The organism is Actinoplanes ianthinogenes (assembly GCF_018324205.1).
GTDB classification, from domain to species: domain Bacteria; phylum Actinomycetota; class Actinomycetes; order Mycobacteriales; family Micromonosporaceae; genus Actinoplanes; species Actinoplanes ianthinogenes.
The window spans coordinates 6904654-6920687 of the sequence record NZ_AP023356.1 but is presented as its reverse complement, the minus strand read 5'-3'; the positions used below and the strand labels follow the sequence as shown (position 1 = coordinate 6920687).

Genomic DNA, 16034 nt, shown 5'->3' with positions numbered 1-16034 from the left:
GCGGCCAGACAACGATTAATTCAAATGCAACCTTGCTAAGGTACGATTTACCGTCGTGCAACTGGATCTCAACCTGCTCACCGTGCTGGACGCGCTGCTCGAGGAGGGGAGCGTGGCCGGGGCGGCGCAGCGGCTGCGCCTGTCGTCGCCCGCGGTCAGCCGCAGCCTCGGCCGGCTGCGGCGCCTCACCGGCGACGACATCCTGGTGCGCACCGGGCGGACGATGACCCCCACGCCGTATGCGACGGCGGTCCGGGATCGGGTCGGCGAGTTGCTGCGGCAGACCCGCGAGGTGCTCGCCCCGCACGGCGAGCTCGACCTGGCAGAGCTCGACCGCGTCTTCACGCTGCAGTGCCACGACACGCTGGCCACCGCGCTCGCACCGGTGCTGCTGGCCGACGTCGCCGAGCTCGCTCCCGGTGTGCGCCTGCGGTTCCTCGCCGAGGGCGCGGTCGACACCGACGAGCTGCGGCACGGCCGCGTCGATCTGGAGATCGGCGCCGGGATCCCGGCCGCCGCCGAGATCCGGCACGAGACCGTGGGTCACGACCGGTTCGTCGCGGTCATGCGGCGAGGTCATCCGTACGCGGACCGCCTGGACCTGGCCGCGTACGCCGCCCGGCCGCACGTCCTGATCTCCCGCCGCGGCCGGCTCAGCGACCCGGTCGACGCGATCCTGGAATCGCACGGCCTGCACCGCCGGGTGCTCGCCGCGACCGGCACCACCGCCAGCGCCGCGCACATCGTCGCGTCCGGCGACGCGGTGCTGACCGCACCGGAGTTGACCTGGCAGCCGCTGATCCGGGCGTTCGACCTGGTCGCCGTGCCGCTGCCGGTCGAGCTGCCGGCTCCGCCGATCGTCTGCTGCTGGCACCAGCGCTACGACACCGACCCGGCACACATCTGGTTGCGCGATCGCGTCCGGGCCGCGTTCACCACGGTCCTCACCCGGGACCGGCGGCAACGACATGTGAGGGCAGAGTGAGGGCAGAAGCCGCTGCATCCCGTCCGGAGACACGTCGCCGGCGTGCTCCGCCAGGGTCCAGCCATTCTTGCGTTCCAGCCCAGCGACCAGACCGTGCACCTAGCGACCGACTCGCTCCCGCGGTTTCGACCTGGCGAAACGTGGACCGATCCGGACCGGCAGGCCGTCCAGCTCAGCACGCCAGACCTCGACGTCAACAGTTGCAGTACTAAGCGTTCATCCGCAGCTCGTTCAGCACCTCGGCGGGCGGCCAGTCGTCGACCCGGTAACGGGCCGGGGCCAGCAACGGCTCCGCCTCCAGCCCGACCCGCTCGGCCACCGCGTCCCACGGCGCCTGGAACTGCGGCCCGGCGTCCGGGTGCACGAACGCGATGGTGTCCGCCTTGGGCAGCAGCGTGCTCACCCCGGCGGTCCACACCGCGATCGTCTCCGGCGGGCCGCCCACCGGCTCGGCCGCGAGCAGGCCGCCGACGTGCACCTCGACGCCGGCCTGCGCGTACTGGCCGGCCAGCCAGTTGGTCTGCCCGTGATACTCGGTCAGCGCGAGCAGGGTCTCGGCACGCCGCGCGGAGAGGTGGTGCGGGTGACCCGGCGGCGGCGTGTAGGCGACCGCCCGTCCCTGCGGCCCGGCCACGTAACCGACCGGCGACAGGCTCCGCGGCGCCTCCTTGAAATGCTGGTCGACCAGCGCGTAGAACGGCTCCGCCGTGCTCTCCGGCAGTGGGCAGAGCAGCAGCGTGTTGTTGTCCGGCGCGAACGCCAGCACCGGGCCGCCGAGCCGCTCACCGACCTCGGCCAGCCAGCCGGGCGCCAGCAGCAGCGAGGTGAAATACGCGTCGCCGTCGTCGAGCATGCTGATCAGCGGCTGCCCGCTCGGCCACGGGTGCTCCAGCGAGGTGCGGGCCATCTGGGCCAGGTTGGCGCGGGCGGTGCTGAACACCTCCTCGGCGGAGACGCCCCACTCGTCCACCCGGTCCGGGACGACGTAGGCCATCGCCTCCGGCTGGTCGACCACGACGAGCTCCTTGAGATACGGCAGCGCCGGGCGGGAGATCGGCGGGCGCATCCCGGGCGGGCCGGCCGATCCGAAGGTGACCGGGCGCAGCACCGGGCGCAGCTTGGGGCGTACCGTCTCCCAGGTGTCGTCGGACGGCGGCGCCGCCATGATCCGGACCAGCTTGGCCAGCCGTTCCCGGCGCTCCGCGGCCGGGATGTCGGCCGTCTCACGGAAGATGTTCGCCAGGTACAGATGTGCCGGGCCGGACGCGCCGGTGCGATAGATCGCGATGGCGAAGTCCTCCGGCCGGTGCACCGCGCGCTCCACCCCCGGAGTCCTCCGGGCGACGCGGAGGGCCAGCGCCGCGAATCGGCGCCGGGGCGACACGAACCGGTCGAGCAATCCCACGGCGGAACCCTAGCCGACCCGGCGCACCGGGATCAGTCTCGACCGGGGGAACCGGCCGGCACCGGCTCGCCGGCCGGGCGGGTGGCGATGGTGGTGAGCGCCTCGTCAAGGGTCATCGTGAAGTCCTCCAGGCGGCGTCCATCCCCTGCCGCCGGGCGTGCCGGGGCGCGGTCGGCCTGTTCCCGCGCGGCCTCGGGAGCCGGGCCGGGCCGCCGTGTCCAGCCTGGCAGAAGTCGGTGGGAGCGGATCGCGGCACCCAGCGGGTCCGGGTGATCGCCCCGGATTCGGCGGCGCCCCGGGCGCGGGTGTGCGGATGCGTCCGGCCATGGCCCGGGCCGCGCCGGACTCGGCCACCGCCCGAGTCGGCCGGAATCTCGTCGAGCGCCGTGCGGTCATGTCCGGGTTTGCGCATGGTGTCACTGATCGCCCGTTCCAGCGAGGTCCGCCACGATCGTCTGATGCCGCGCGGCGCGTCACCGCCGGCCATGACGTCAGTCTTACGGTCCGCCCCGCACGCCCGGGCCGCTATCGCCAAACCCATTCTTTCGGTACGCCCTCCGCCCCGTCCCGACCTCCGCCGCGTGCCGCTTTTTCGCTGACCAGGCGCTCGCCGTACCGCTGTCGCGGGTGAGCGGGACGGGACCGGCCGGGCCGCGTATAACGCATCAGAGCCCTCATTTCCGGAAATAGCACTTTGATTCCTTCGATCGAATGAAATACGGCTGGGAGGCGTGGTCAGCTTTGGCGGTTGTGTCCACTGCCAGAGAGGGATGAAATGAGCAAGACGACACGGAGCCTGACCCTTGCCGGAGCGGGACTGCTGGCCGGTGCGACGCTGGCCGGGCCGGCTCAGGCGGCGCCGGCGAACTGGCCCGACAGCGGCGGTTCGAGTCAGACACAGAGTCATCGCCCGGACGACGTCGTCGGCGTCTACGACACGAAGGCGGCCTGCGACCAGATCAGTCAGGTCGGGGCCGCGCTCGGCGCCTGGGATGCCCCCGATTGCAGGCAGCTATTCCACGGCGTACGGCGAATATTCGTGCTGGTGGTCGACTTCGATCAGGGCAACCGGCCAGCACTGCCCGAACTGCCGTTCCCCAGCGACCGCGGCGCCACCGGCACAACACCGACCGGTCCCACCGGACAAGGCGCCCCCAGCGGCCCCGGAACGACCACCGGCCCCGCCGGTCAGGGTGGACCCGCCGGTCCGCATGCCGGGCCCGAGAATCCAACCGGGCCCAACGCCGGGCCGGGGGCACCGGCCGGGCCGGGCACCGCCGGTGGACCTGGAACAGTCGGCGGACCGAACGCCGGTTCCGGAGAACCGGCCGGGCCGAATGCCGGTCCTGGCGCGCCCGGCGGACCTGGCGCTCCCGGCGGGCCTGGCGCACCCGGCGCACCCGGCGCACCCGGCGGACCTGGCGCGCCCGGCGGACCTGCGGGCTCGAACGGGCCGAACGTCGGGGCTGCTGCGCCCGGCCCGAACGGCGGGCCCGAGGCGCCCGGTGGACCTGGAGCGTCCGGCACGCCCGGCGGCCCGAGTGCAGGATCGGGAACACCCGGTGCCGGGCCTGAGGCACCCGGCAGCCCTGGGGCCGCCGGCGCGCCGAGCGCTCAGCCCGGAGCACCGGCTCCCGGCCAGGGAACGCAGGAACCTGCTGGCGGGCCGGCACTTCCGGAGCCCGCGGCTACCCCCGAGCCCAGCCCTTCGGCGGGCGCCGAGCCGGCTGCGGCCGTGACTACCGAACCGAGCCCGACCGCAACCCCCGAGCCGACGACCGGCGCGAACACCGAACCGACCCCGGCCGCAACCACCGAGCCGACGACCGGCGCGAACACCGAGCCGACCCCGGCCGCAACCACGGAACCGGCGCTCGGCGCGGCAACTGAACCCAGCCCGGCAACCACCACAGAACCCACGGCCGGCGCGAACACAGAACCGACTCCGGCCGCAACCACCGAACCGACCCCAGCGGCAACGACGGAGCCGGCGCCCGCTGCGGCCACTGAGCCGAGCCCGGCAACCACCACCGAGCCGACCGCCGGTGAGGCCACCGGACCGGCGGCCGCCACCACGGAGCCCGCCGCCGGTGAGGTGAGCGGGCCGACTACGGGTGCCGAGCCGGCACCGGGCGAGACCGGCGGACCCGCTGCCGGTGCTGAGGCTGCCGGAGGCGGGACCACTCCGGCGACGGAAGCACCGGTTGCCGGGTTGGCCATGACCGGGCCTGCTCCCAGCGCTGAGACGCCGCTGGTCATAACGGCCGAGCCGGCCGGGACCCCGGTGCCGGGCGCAAGCGCCGCCGTTCCGGCGCGGCGCTGACAGCGGTAACGGGACATCAAGCGGCGGCCGCTTTCCCGGAAGCGGGAGGGTGGCCGCCGCCGGCGTGCTGAGCTGGGGATTGTCATGGCACGCAGCCGAGGGAGGGATGACATGAACACGACGACGAGGCTGGCCGTGGCCGGCGGCGGAATGCTGGTCACGCTGGTGATGACGGCCGGGGCGGCGCAGGCGGCGCCGGCCGGGGACCGGGACGACGTCAAGGCCGCCTGTGAGACGTTCAACCGGGTCGGGGCGCAGACCGGGCTCTGGGAGCATCACGACTGCTCGTCCTGGCGGGCGGATCAGCACGCCTCGGTGACGATCGTGCGGCAGAACGGGACGGTGACCCGGACGGCGATCAGCGGCGGCGCGGACCTGGACTTCCAGGGCTGGCCGTTCACCGGGCTGACCATCGACCTGCCGCGCGTGGTGAACGTCAACGGACCGGCCGGGGCGGTCACCGTCCCGGTGCCACCGAAAGCGCGCCCGCACTGAACGGTGCGGGAGGCCCGGGCGGCGCCGACGCCGCCCGGGACCTCTCCGCGACCACCCGCGGCTCCGAGCTCAACCGCCCGCCATCGCGCCGACCACCATGAACGGCTCCTCGCCGCGCGCCACCCGGTCCGGCAGCGGCGCGTCCGGCGGATCGTTCGACAGGTCCTCCTCGCAGGCGAAGAAGCGGACCAGCGGCCGCCGCCGCCCGCTCTCCCGGTCCCGGATCGTGCCGACCAGCATCGGGTAGTCACGTTCGACCGCGTCCAGGACACCTCGCTGGGTGATCGGCTCCGGCACCTCGACCTGCACCTCCTTGCCGGTCCGGGCCAGGGTGCGCAGGTGGACCGGGAGGATCACCCGGATCACGGCAGCACCTGGGCTTCGACCGAGAGGACGGCCGGCAGGTCGCGGGCGATCGCGGTCCAGCTGTCGCCGCTGTCGGCGGAGGCGTAGACCTGGCCGCCGCTGGTGCCGAAGTAGATGCCGCAGTCGTCGAGGGTGTCGACCGCCATGGCGTCGCGCAGCACGTTGACGTAGCAGTGCGACTGGGGCAGGCCCGCGGTGAGCGGCTCCCACTCCTCGCCGCCGGTCCGGCTGCGGTACACCCGGAGCTTGCCGTCCATCACGTAGTGCAGCGAGTCGCTCGTGATCGGGACGACGTAGATCGTCTCCGGCTCGTGCGCGTGCACCGCGATCGGGAAGCCGAAGTCGGTGGGCAGGTTGCCGCTGATCTCCCGCCACCGGCCGCCGGCGTCGTCGGTGCGCATCACGTCCCAGTGTTTCTGCATGAAGAGCGTGTCCGGCCGGGACGGGTGCATGGCCAGCCGGTGCACACAGTGGCCCACCTCGGCGTCCTCGTCCGGGATGCCCTCGGAGCGGAGCCCGGCGTTGATCGGCTGCCAGGTGGCGCCACCGTCGTCGGTGCGGAAGGCGCCGGCCGCGGAGATCGCGATGTACATCCGGTCCGGGTCGGTGGGGTGCAGCAGGATCGTGTGCAGGCACATGCCGCCGGCGCCGGGCTGCCACTGCGGGCCGGTGCGGTGCTGGCGGAGCGCGGTCAGCTCCTCCCACTTCTGCCCGCCGTCGGTGGACTTGTAGAGGGCGGCGTCCTCGGCGCCGGCCCAGACGACGTCCGGGTCGGTGCGGGACGGCTCCAGGTGCCAGATGCGCTTGAACTCCCAGGGGCGGGGGGTGCCGTCGTACCAGAGGTGGTCGCCGACCGGCGGGCTGTAGGCGAAGTCGTTGCCGACCGCCTGCCAGTTCTTCCCGCCGTCGTCGGAGCGCTGCATGATCTGGCCGAACCAGCCGGACGTCTGGGAGGCCCAGAGCCGGTCCGGGTCGGCCGGAGAACCGTTGAGGTGGTAGATCTCCCAGCCCGCGAAGTGCGGGCCGTCGATCGTCCAGTCCTGGCGCGTCCCGTCCGAGGTGAGGATGAACGCGCCCTTGCGTGTGCCTACCAGTAACCGAACGCCAGTCATTCGCCTACTGTGCCGCATCCGGTGCGGACCGGCCCTACAAAGCCCGAGCCATTTCAGCCTGTTCAGCGAGGACCTCGTTCATCCGGATCTGGACCGCGTCCATCTTCCCGATCGTCTCGCTGGTGGTGTGGATGCCGGACGCCACGGTCTCGGCGCTGGCCTGGATCCCGGCGATCTGCTCGGCCACCTTCTGGGTCGCCTCGGCGGTCTCCCGGGCCAGGTCCTTGACCTCCCCGGCGACCACCGCGAAGCCCTTGCCGGCCTCACCGGCCCGGGCCGCCTCGATGGTGGCGTTCAGCGCGAGCAGGTTGGTCTGCTCGGCGATCGACTCAATGATCTTGATGACGTCGCCGATGGCGGTGGACGCCTGGCCGAGCGCGGCCACCTCGGCGGTCATCGCCGACGCCCGGGTGACCGCCTGCTCGGCGACCTCGGTGGCGTCGCCGCTGGCGCTGCGCAGCCGTTCCACGGTGTCCAGCAGGGCACGCGCGTTGGCGGACGCCCGCTCCTGCCCGCGCAGCACGTCCAGCCGCTGGTTGACCAGCTGCTGCACGTTGCGCAGGGCGGCCGCCCGGGACTCGGACAGGTCGATGTACTCGGTGGTGAAGAAGTCCATGGTGCCGACGATCCGGTCCCCGCTCATGATCGGGAAGCAGACGCCGGAGCGGACCCCGGCCCGGCCGGCCGCGGGCGCCCGCACGCAGTCGGTGAGTTCGGCCAGGTCCTTGACGAAGACCAGGTCCCGGGAGCGCCAGGCGCGCCCGGAGAGCCCGACGCCCTCGGCGAACGTGGCCGCGAGCGTGACCCGGCGGAACTCGTCGCCGGCCGAGCCGGACTCGACCTGGAACTTGAGCACGTTGTCGGTCGGGTCGACCTCCCAGTACGACCCGTACGCCCACCCGAACGCCGAGCGCACCGCGTCGAGCGCCGCCCGCAGCGCGGTCTGGCTCTCCTGCGCCGCGCCCAGCCGGTTGACCACCGTCGTGACCGCCACCCGGTCGTCGGCCGCCTGCCGCAGCTCGGCCGCGGCGACCGCGCTGCTGCGGGCCCGCTCGGCGATCCGGGTGATCGCGCCGAACTTCTCCCGGCGCGCGGCGTCGAGGTACAGCGGCGTGGCCGAGTAGTACTCCAGCACGGCCAGCACCTCGTTGCCCCGGGTGACCGGCAGCGCCACCCCGGTGGCCATCCCGGCCCGCATCGCCGCCTCGCAGCGCCGGCAGTCGCCGCACTCGTCGGGCGACTCGGCGACGGCGGCCTGCCGGGTCCGGTACGCCCGCCCGATCAACCCGCTCTCCGGCCGCACACTGGCACCGGTGCCGACCGCCTGCACCTGCGGGCTGATCCGCCCCACCTCGTGCAGCAGCCGCAGCTGGCCACCCTCGGGGATCCAGACGGCGCCGTACCCGAAATCGTACGACTCGACCGTGCTGGCCACCGTGATCCGCCAGGCCGTGGTCTCGTCGATCGCCGACTCGAGGGCCAGCACCAACTCCTCCAGCGCTTCGACATCGCGAGGGATCGGCCGCGTGACCTCCGTGCTCGCCTGCCGGGAACCGAACAACCGCACGCCGCTTCTCCTCTGTTGAAAAACAGGCCGTCACCCGGTGTATCGGCCTGTTCCCGGAGAGATGTAGCGGAAATCTCAGGGCTGGAAGCGGTATCCCATACCCGGCTCGGTGAGCAGATGCCGCGGCCGGGCCGGATCGTCCTCCAGTTTGCGGCGCAGCCGGGCCATGTACTGGCGCAGGTAGTTCGTCTCGGTCGAGTACTGCGGTCCCCACACCTCGTGCAGCAGCTCCCGCTGGGTGACCAGCTTGCCCGGGTGCCGGACCAGGTGTTCGAGCAGCTGCCACTCGGTCGGGGTGAGCCGCACGTCCGGGCTGATCGCGTGCTCGGCCAGGTTGATCTCGAAGACGCCGAGCCGGACCAGCGGGGAGCCGGCCGGCTGCACCCGGCGGGTCACCGCCCGGATCCGGGCGAGCAGCTCGTCGAGGCCGAACGGCTTGGTCACGTAGTCGTCCGCGCCGGCGTCCAGGGCGTCGACCTTGTCGGCGCTGCCGGCCCGGCCGGAGAGCACGATGATCGGCGCCGTGGTCCAGCCACGCAGCCCGGCGATCACCTCGGCGCCCTCCATGTCCGGCAGGCCCAGGTCGAGCACCACCAGCTCGGGGTGGAAGTGCGCGGCGACGTGCAGGGCGGCCGCGCCGTCGCCGGCCACCTCGACCTGGTAACCCCGCGCCTTCAGGTTGATCCGCAGCGCCCGGACGATCTGCGGATCGTCGTCCACGACCAACACCCGGGAGCTCATGGCGCCACCTCGCTCATGGGGCGACCGGCAGGGCGAGGATCATGGTGAGGCCGCCTCCGGGGGTCTCTTCGGGCGTGAGCGTGCCGCCCATCGCCTCGGTCAGCCCGCGGGAGAGCGCCAGTCCCAGACCGACCCCGTTGTGGTTGTCCCGGTCGCCGAGGCGCTGGAACGGCAGGAACACATCGTCCCACCGGTCCGCCGGGATGCCCGGCCCGTGGTCGATGATCCGCAGTTCCACCAGATCACCGTGGCTGCTCCCGGTGACCGTCGGCGGCTTGCCGGGCGGGCTGTAGCGCAGCGCGTTGGCGATCACGTTGACCAGCACGCGTTCCAGCAGCCCCGGGTCGGTGGTCAGCGGCGGCAGGTCGTCCGGCACGCGCACGGTCACCGTCCGCCCGGCATCCCCGAGATCATCAAGCGCTTTCGGTACGACCTCCTCCGCCCCGACCACGATCCGCGTCACGCCCAGCGCCCCCGCCTGCAACCGGCTCATGTCCAGCAGGTTCGCGACCAGCCGATCCAGCCGGTCGAGCGACTCGTCCGCGGTGGCCAGCAGCTCGGCCCGGTCCTCCTCGTCGAACTCGACCTCCGCACTGCGGAGTCCCGCCACCGCTGCCTTGGCGCCGGCCAACGGCGTACGCAAATCGTGGCTGACGGCCGCGAGCAGCGCGGTCCGCAACCTGTTCGCCTCCGCGAGGGGTTTGGCGGTCGCCGCCTCGGCGGCCAGCCGTTCCTGGCGCAGCGCGACCGCGGCCTGCGCGGCGAACGCCTCCACGATCCGCCGGTCGGACGCCTCCAGAGTGTGCCCCTTGAGCAGCATCAGCAGCCGGTCGTCGGCCCGCACCGCGACGTCCGCCCCGGCCGGGTCGGCGCAGACCGGCTCGCCCACCGCGGCCACCACCGTGCCGTCCTCCAGCAGCGCCACCGAGTCCAGCGCGAACGTCTCGCGCAGCCGGTCGAGCAGGGCGGTCAGCGGCCGCTGCCCGCGCAGCACTCCCCCGGCCACCGCGGCCAGCGTCTGCGCCTCGGCGGCGGCCTGCGCGGCCTGCCGGGTGGTCCGGGCCGCGGTGTCCACCACCCAGCTGACCGCCACCGCGACCACCACGAAGATGATCAGGGCGAGCAGGTTCTGCGACTGGGCGATGGTGAGCCGGCCGTAGGGCGGCGTGAAGAACCAGTTGAGCAGCAGCGATCCGGCCACCGCGGCGAGCAGCGCCGGCCACCGGCCGCCGATCAGCGCCACCCCGACCACCGCGGCCAGGAAGAGCAGGATGTCGTTGACCAGCGGCGGGTCCGGCACGATCGTCAGGACGACGGTGAGCAGGGGAAGGCCGAGCACCGCGACGGCGAATCCGGCGATCCGGCGGCCGCGGGACAGCGCGGCGGGCATCCGCTCCCGGCCGCGGCCCCGCCCGGCCCGCTCGTGGGTGACCAGGTGCACGTCGATCGAGCCGGACAGCGCCGTGGTGGTCACCCCGACGCCGGCGGTGAACAGCTGGGCGAACCGGCCGCGGCTGGAGGCGCCGAGCACGATCTGGGTGGCGTTCACCCCGCGCGCGAACGCCAGCAGCGCACCGGACACATCCCCGCCGGTGACCTGGTGATACGTCCCGCCGAGGCTCTCCGCCAGGACCCGCTGCCGGGCCAGCGTGGCCGGGTCGGCGCCGGCCAGCCCGTCGTTGCGGGTGACGTGCACGGCCAGCAGGTCGGCGCCCCTGGTCCGGGCGGCGATCCGGGCGGCCCGCCGGATCAGCGTCTCGCCCTCCGGCCCGCCGCCGAGCGCCACCACCACCCGCTCCCGGGTCTCCCAGGTGGTGTCGATGTCGTGGTCGGCGCGGTACCGGTCGAGCTGGTCCTCGACCTGGTCGGCGAGCCAGAGCAGGGCCAGCTCGCGCAGCGCGGTGAGGTTCCCGGTCCGGAAGTAGTTGCCCAGCGCCGCGTCGACCCGCTCGGGCCGGTAGACGTTGCCGTGGGCCATCCGCCGGCGCAGCGCCTCCGGGGTCATGTCGATCAGCTCGACCTGCTCGGCGGCGCGGACCACGGCGTCCGGGACGGTCTCCCGCTGCTCGACGCCGGTGATCCGGGCGACCACGTCGTTGAGCGACTCCAGGTGCTGCACGTTCACCGTGGTGAGCACGCTGATCCCGGCGTCCAGCAGCTCCTGGACGTCCTGCCAGCGCTTGGCGTGCCCGGCCCCGGGGATGTTGGTGTGCGCCAGCTCGTCGACGACGGCGATCTCGGGCCGGCGGGCCAGGACCGCCGCGAGGTCCAGCTCGGTGAAGGCCACACCGCGGTGGACGATCTCCCGGCGCGGCACCACCTCCAGGTCGCCCAGCATGGCGGCGGTGTGCTTGCGGCCGTGCGTCTCGACCAGGGCGACAACGACGTCGGCGCCCCGGTCGGCCCGGCGGTGTGCCTCCTCCAGCATCGCGTAGGTCTTGCCCACACCGGGGGCCGCGCCCAGGTAGATCCGCAGTTCACCGCGAGGCATGGCCGTCGAGGGCTTCGTTGAGCTTCAGCACGTTGACGACCCCACCTTCGGCGTTCTCCTTGATCACATCGTGCACGAGTCCGACGGCGAGCCCCCTTTCCCGCGCGACACGAGCGGCCTGCAGCTCAGCGTATGCAACGGAAATGTCCGGATCTATCCCTGAGCCACTGGCGGTGACGGCGTCCGCGGGGACCACCGGCCGCGACGGCGCGTCACCCCGGATCGGCGTGATCACCCCACCGGGGACCCGGCCGGAACCGGGCTCGACGGGCACTCCGGCGTAGGTGCTGACGAAGGCCGGCCCGTTGACCGCGATCACCCGGACGACCGGCCCGGTCAGCCCGTCCCGGCGGAACACCTCGAGGACCGCGCCGACCCCGCCGGCGGTGCAGTAGGGCCGGCTCCCGTCCACACCTTCCAGCCTGCCGATCGCCAGGCTGCGCGCACACACCTGGGTGAGCAGGCTGGTGCGCTCCGGGGTGTCGACCACGTCCTCCGGCCCGAGGTTGCTCGCCCCGGTGGCCGTCGGATCGTAGTCACCCGCCGACGGCCGGCTCTGGAAGTAGCGGGGCACCGGATTGCCGTCGGCGTCGGTGAACGACTGCCCGATCAGGTGGCGGTCCGCCGCGAAGACCGGCAGCCTGCCGAGCGCGACGAAGGCCAGCGGATAGACCAGGCCCAGCAGGACCGTGAAGACGAGCAGCGCGCGCAGCGCCGCGGGGTAGACAGTTCGCATCGTGGATCAGATCCCCGGGATGAGCTGGATGACGAGATCGATGAGCTTGATGCCGAGGAACGGCGCGACGACGCCGCCCAGGCCGTAGATCAGCAGGTTCCGGCGCAGCAGCGCGCTCGCCGACGACGGCCGATAGCGCACCCCGCGCAGGGCGAGCGGGATCAGCGCCACGATGACCAGGGCGTTGAAGATGACCGCGGACAGGATCGCCGAGCCGGGCGAGTGCAGCCGCATCACGTTGAGCGTGTCCAGGCCCGGGTACACCCCGGCGAACACGGCCGGGATGATGGCGAAGTACTTGGCGATGTCGTTCGCGATGCTGAACGTGGTCAGCGCCCCCCGGGTGATCAGCAGTTGCTTGCCGATCTCGACGATCTCGATCAGCTTGGTCGGGTCGGAGTCGAGGTCGACCATGTTGCCGGCCTCCTTGGCGGCCGACGTGCCGGTGTTCATCGCGACGCCGACGTCGGCCTGGGCCAGGGCCGGCGCGTCGTTGGTGCCGTCGCCGGTCATCGCCACCAGGCGTCCGCCCCGCTGTTCCTTTCTGATCAGCGCGAGCTTGTCCTCCGGGGTCGCCTCGGCGAGGAAGTCGTCGACTCCGGCCTCGGCCGCGATCGCCGCCGCGGTCCGCGGGTTGTCCCCGGTGATCATCACGGTCCGGATGCCCATCCGGCGCATCTCGGCGAACCGCGCCGGCATCCCGGACTTCACCACGTCCTTGAGGTGGATCACCCCGAGGATCCGCCCGTTCTCGGCCACCACCAGCGGCGTCCCACCGCTCGCGCTGATCCGGTCGACGATCTCGTCCACCTCGCCGGACGTCTCGCCGGCCCAGGCGAGCACCGCGGCCGCCGCACCCTTGCGGATCGTCCGCCCGGGCAGGTCGACCCCGCTCATCCGGGTCTGCGCGGTGAACGGCACCCAGACCGCGTCGCCCATCAGTCCCGGCTCGCGCTCGCGCAGCCCGTACTCGTTCTTCGCCAGGACCACGATCGACCGCCCTTCGGGCGTCTCGTCGGCAAGGCTGCTGAGCTGCGCGGCGTCCGCGAGCGTCCGGGGATCGACCCCGGTTTCCGGTACGAACTCAGCGGCTTGCCGATTGCCCAAGGTGATCGTCCCGGTCTTGTCCAGCAGCAGGGTGCTCACGTCACCGGCGGCCTCGACGGCGCGCCCGCTCATCGCCAGGACGTTGCGTCGCACCAGCCGGTCCATCCCGGCGATCCCGATCGCGGACAGCAGGGCGCCGATGGTGGTCGGGATCAGGCACACCAGCAGCGAGACCAGCACGATCCCGGTCACCCCGTCCGCGGTGATCGCCGCGGTGTCCGGCGCCGCCGACTGATAGGCCTTCGAGAAGATCGCCAGGGGCTGGAGGGTGACCACGGCCAGCAGGAAGATGATCGTCAGCGCCGCGAGCAGGATGGTCAGGGCGATCTCGTTCGGCGTCTTCTGCCGGTTCGCGCCCTCGACCAGGGCGATCATCCGGTCCACGAAGCTCTGGCCGGGCCGCTGGGTGATCCGGACGACGATCCGGTCGGAGAGCACCCGGGTGCCGCCGGTGACCGCCGACCGGTCGCCGCCGGACTCGCGGATGACCGGGGCGGACTCGCCGGTGATGGCCGACTCGTCGACGCTGGCGATGCCCTCGACGACGTCACCGTCGCCGGGGATGGTCTGCCCGGCCTCGACCACCACCACGTCGCCGAGAGCGAGCTCGGTGGCCGCGATCTCCCGGCCGTCCCGCAGGTGGGCGACGGTGTCCCGCTTGGCCGACCGCAGCGCCGCGGCCTGGGCCCTGCCGCGGCCCTCGGCGACCGCCTCGGCCAGGTTGGCGAAGAACACGGTCAGCCACAGCCAGCCGGTGATCAGCCAGGCGAACCCGCTCGGCGCGGCGATGCTCAGCACGGTGGTGAAGACCGCGCCGGCCTCGACGACGAGCATCACCGGGTTGCGCCACATGACGCGGGGGTCGAGTTTGCGCAGCGCCTCCAGCAGGCTCGCCCGCCGGACTCCGGCCGGCCGCACAGGGGTGGCCGGGTGGCCGAGAACGACGGTCATGACAGGCCCTCCGCGAGGGGTCCGAGAGCGAGAGCGGGGAGGAAGGTGAGCGCGACGAGGACGACGGTCACCCCGGCGACCATGCCGACGAACAGCGGCTGATGGGTGGGGAGCGTGCCCTCGGACTCGGGGACCGGCTGCTGCCTCGCCAGGGCACCGGCCAGCGCCAGCACGAGCACCAGCGGCAGGAAGCGGCCGAGCAGCATGACCAGCCCGGTGGCGACGTCCCACCACGGCGTGTTGACGGTGATGCCGGCGAAGGCGGAGCCGTTGTTGTTGGCGGCGCTGGTGAAGGCGTACAGCACCTCGGCGAGACCGTGCGGCCCGCTGTTCAGCGCGGTCGCGCTGTTGCCGGTGGCGAACGCCGTGGCCACACCGGTGAGCACCAGCACCGGGGTGACCAGGAAGTACAGCGAGGCCAGCTTGATCTCCCGGGCGCCGATCTTCTTGCCCAGGTACTCCGGCGTGCGGCCGACCATCAGCCCGGCAACGAACACCGTGAGCACCGCGAGGATGAGCAGGCCGTACAGCCCGGAGCCGACGCCGCCCGGAGCGACCTCGCCGAGCATCATGTCGGCCATCGGCATCATCCCGCCCAGCGACGTGAACGAGTCGTGGAACGAGTTGACCGCCCCGGTCGAGGTCAGCGTGGTCGCGGCCGCGAAGACCGCCGAGCCGGTGACCCCGAACCGGGTCTCCTTGCCCTCCATCGCCGCGCCCGCCGCCTGCGGGACCGTGCCGGCCCCGTGCGTCTCCAGGCCCACGGTCAGCGCGACGCTCGCCAGCGCCAGCAGCGCCATCACCGCGACGATCGCGTAGCCCTGCCGGTTCTGCCCGACCATCCGGCCGAAGACCCGGGGCAGCGAGAACGGGATCAGGAGGAGGAGAAAGATCTGGAGCCAGTTGGTCCAGACCGACGGATTCTCGTACGGGTGAGCCGAGTTGGCGTTGTAGAACCCGCCTCCGTTCGTGCCCAGTTCCTTGATCGCCTCCTGGGAGGCGACCGGTCCACCGGTGAGGTGCTGGGTCCCGCCGGTCAGCGTGGTGACGTCCGTGCCGGCCGAGAGGTTCTGCACCACCCCGCCGACCATGAGGATCAGCGTGGCCAGCACGCAGATCGGCACCAGGATCCGCAGCGTGATCCGGGTCAGGTCGACCCAGAAGTTGCCCAGCGTGGTCGCCCGCCTGGCCGCGAAGCCCCGGACCAGGGCCACGGCGACCGCGATGCCGACGCTCGCCGAGACGAAGTTCTGCACCGCCAGGCCGGCCATCTGGGCGAGGTGGCCCATCGTGGACTCGCCCGCATAGGCCTGCCAGTTCGTGTTGGTCACGAAGCTGACGGCGGTGTTCCAGGCGATGTGACTCGTCACCGGGTCCATGCCGAGCGACAGCCACAACCTGTCCTGCACGCGCAGCAGCAGATAGAGGAAGAGGATCGAGACGGCGGAGAAGGCGAGCACCGAGCGGGCGTAGACACCCCAGGACTGATCGGCTGCCGGGTTCGCTCCGACCGTACGGTAAATCGCTTTTTCCAGGAAGTTGTGGTTTTTGCCCGTCACCACGCGATACATGTAGTCACCGAACGGGCGGTGGACGGCGACGAGGGCGATGGCCAGCGTCAGGACGAGGACCATCAGAACTTCTCCGGGAACAGCAGGGCGGCGACCAGCAGGACGGCCAGCGGCACGGCCACGACGAGGCCGGCGAGGTTGACGGCGCTCATCAGCGTTCGACCACCCGGACCAGCACGGTCAG

At 72.4% G+C, this 16034-nt stretch carries 12 protein-coding genes and 1 pseudogene; 2 read left to right on the top strand and 11 right to left on the bottom strand.

Annotated features, from left to right (window positions below):
* Positions 1 to 55: 55 nt before the first annotated feature.
* Positions 56 to 985, top strand: a complete 930-nt coding sequence (locus Aiant_RS31500; protein ID WP_189333732.1) for a LysR family transcriptional regulator — start codon at positions 56 to 58, stop codon at positions 983 to 985.
* Between the two features lie 3 nt (positions 986 to 988).
* Here Aiant_RS31500 and Aiant_RS46010 read toward each other — a convergent pair.
* A pseudogene (locus tag Aiant_RS46010) lies at positions 989 to 1156 on the bottom strand (IS701 family transposase); the annotation flags it as partial.
* Between the two features lie 37 nt (positions 1157 to 1193).
* Positions 1194 to 2390: a DUF1444 domain-containing protein gene (locus tag Aiant_RS31495; protein ID WP_189333733.1), complete on the bottom strand. Its 1197-nt coding sequence runs from the start codon at positions 2388 to 2390 to the stop codon at positions 1194 to 1196.
* Positions 2391 to 4824: 2434 nt separating this feature from the next.
* Between Aiant_RS31495 and Aiant_RS31490 the strand changes: the two genes are divergently transcribed.
* Positions 4825 to 5208, top strand: a complete 384-nt coding sequence (locus tag Aiant_RS31490) for a hypothetical protein (protein ID WP_189333734.1) — start codon at positions 4825 to 4827, stop codon at positions 5206 to 5208.
* A gap of 69 nt (positions 5209 to 5277) precedes the next feature.
* On the opposite strand, the gene Aiant_RS31485 is transcribed toward Aiant_RS31490, so the two are convergent.
* The 9 genes from Aiant_RS31485 to Aiant_RS31445 form a co-directional block, all read right to left on the bottom strand.
* Positions 5278 to 5574, bottom strand: a complete 297-nt coding sequence (locus Aiant_RS31485; protein ID WP_189333735.1) for a MoaD/ThiS family protein — start codon at positions 5572 to 5574, stop codon at positions 5278 to 5280.
* Positions 5571 to 6686: a WD40/YVTN/BNR-like repeat-containing protein gene (locus Aiant_RS31480; RefSeq protein WP_189333736.1), complete on the bottom strand. Its 1116-nt coding sequence runs from the start codon at positions 6684 to 6686 to the stop codon at positions 5571 to 5573. The genes Aiant_RS31485 and Aiant_RS31480 overlap by 4 nt, the downstream gene beginning before the upstream one ends.
* A 34-nt stretch (positions 6687 to 6720) precedes the next feature.
* Complete coding sequence (locus Aiant_RS31475) at positions 6721 to 8253, bottom strand: methyl-accepting chemotaxis protein (protein ID WP_189333737.1); 1533 nt, start codon at positions 8251 to 8253, stop codon at positions 6721 to 6723.
* Positions 8254 to 8328: 75 nt separating this feature from the next.
* Positions 8329 to 8994 carry a response regulator gene (locus Aiant_RS31470; RefSeq protein ID WP_189333738.1) on the bottom strand — a complete coding sequence of 222 codons (666 nt, stop codon included), beginning with the start codon at positions 8992 to 8994 and terminating at the stop codon, positions 8329 to 8331.
* A 13-nt stretch (positions 8995 to 9007) separates the two neighbouring features.
* The gene (locus Aiant_RS31465; RefSeq protein WP_189333739.1) at positions 9008 to 11485 is read right to left on the bottom strand and encodes a DUF4118 domain-containing protein; all 2478 of its coding nucleotides are present in this window, start codon (positions 11483 to 11485) and stop codon (positions 9008 to 9010) included.
* On the bottom strand, positions 11472 to 12221 hold the full coding sequence (locus tag Aiant_RS31460; protein WP_189333740.1) for a potassium-transporting ATPase subunit C: 750 nt from the start codon (positions 12219 to 12221) through the stop codon (positions 11472 to 11474). The genes Aiant_RS31465 and Aiant_RS31460 overlap by 14 nt, the downstream gene beginning before the upstream one ends.
* Before the next feature lie 6 nt (positions 12222 to 12227).
* Complete coding sequence (gene kdpB, locus Aiant_RS31455; protein WP_189333741.1) at positions 12228 to 14279, bottom strand: potassium-transporting ATPase subunit KdpB; 2052 nt, start codon at positions 14277 to 14279, stop codon at positions 12228 to 12230.
* Positions 14276 to 15913: a potassium-transporting ATPase subunit KdpA gene (kdpA, locus tag Aiant_RS31450; RefSeq protein WP_189333742.1), complete on the bottom strand. Its 1638-nt coding sequence runs from the start codon at positions 15911 to 15913 to the stop codon at positions 14276 to 14278. The genes kdpB and kdpA overlap by 4 nt, the downstream gene beginning before the upstream one ends.
* Positions 15913 to 16002 carry a K(+)-transporting ATPase subunit F gene (locus Aiant_RS31445; protein WP_189333743.1) on the bottom strand — a complete coding sequence of 30 codons (90 nt, stop codon included), beginning with the start codon at positions 16000 to 16002 and terminating at the stop codon, positions 15913 to 15915. The genes kdpA and Aiant_RS31445 overlap by 1 nt, the downstream gene beginning before the upstream one ends.
* Positions 16003 to 16034 lie beyond the last annotated feature (32 nt).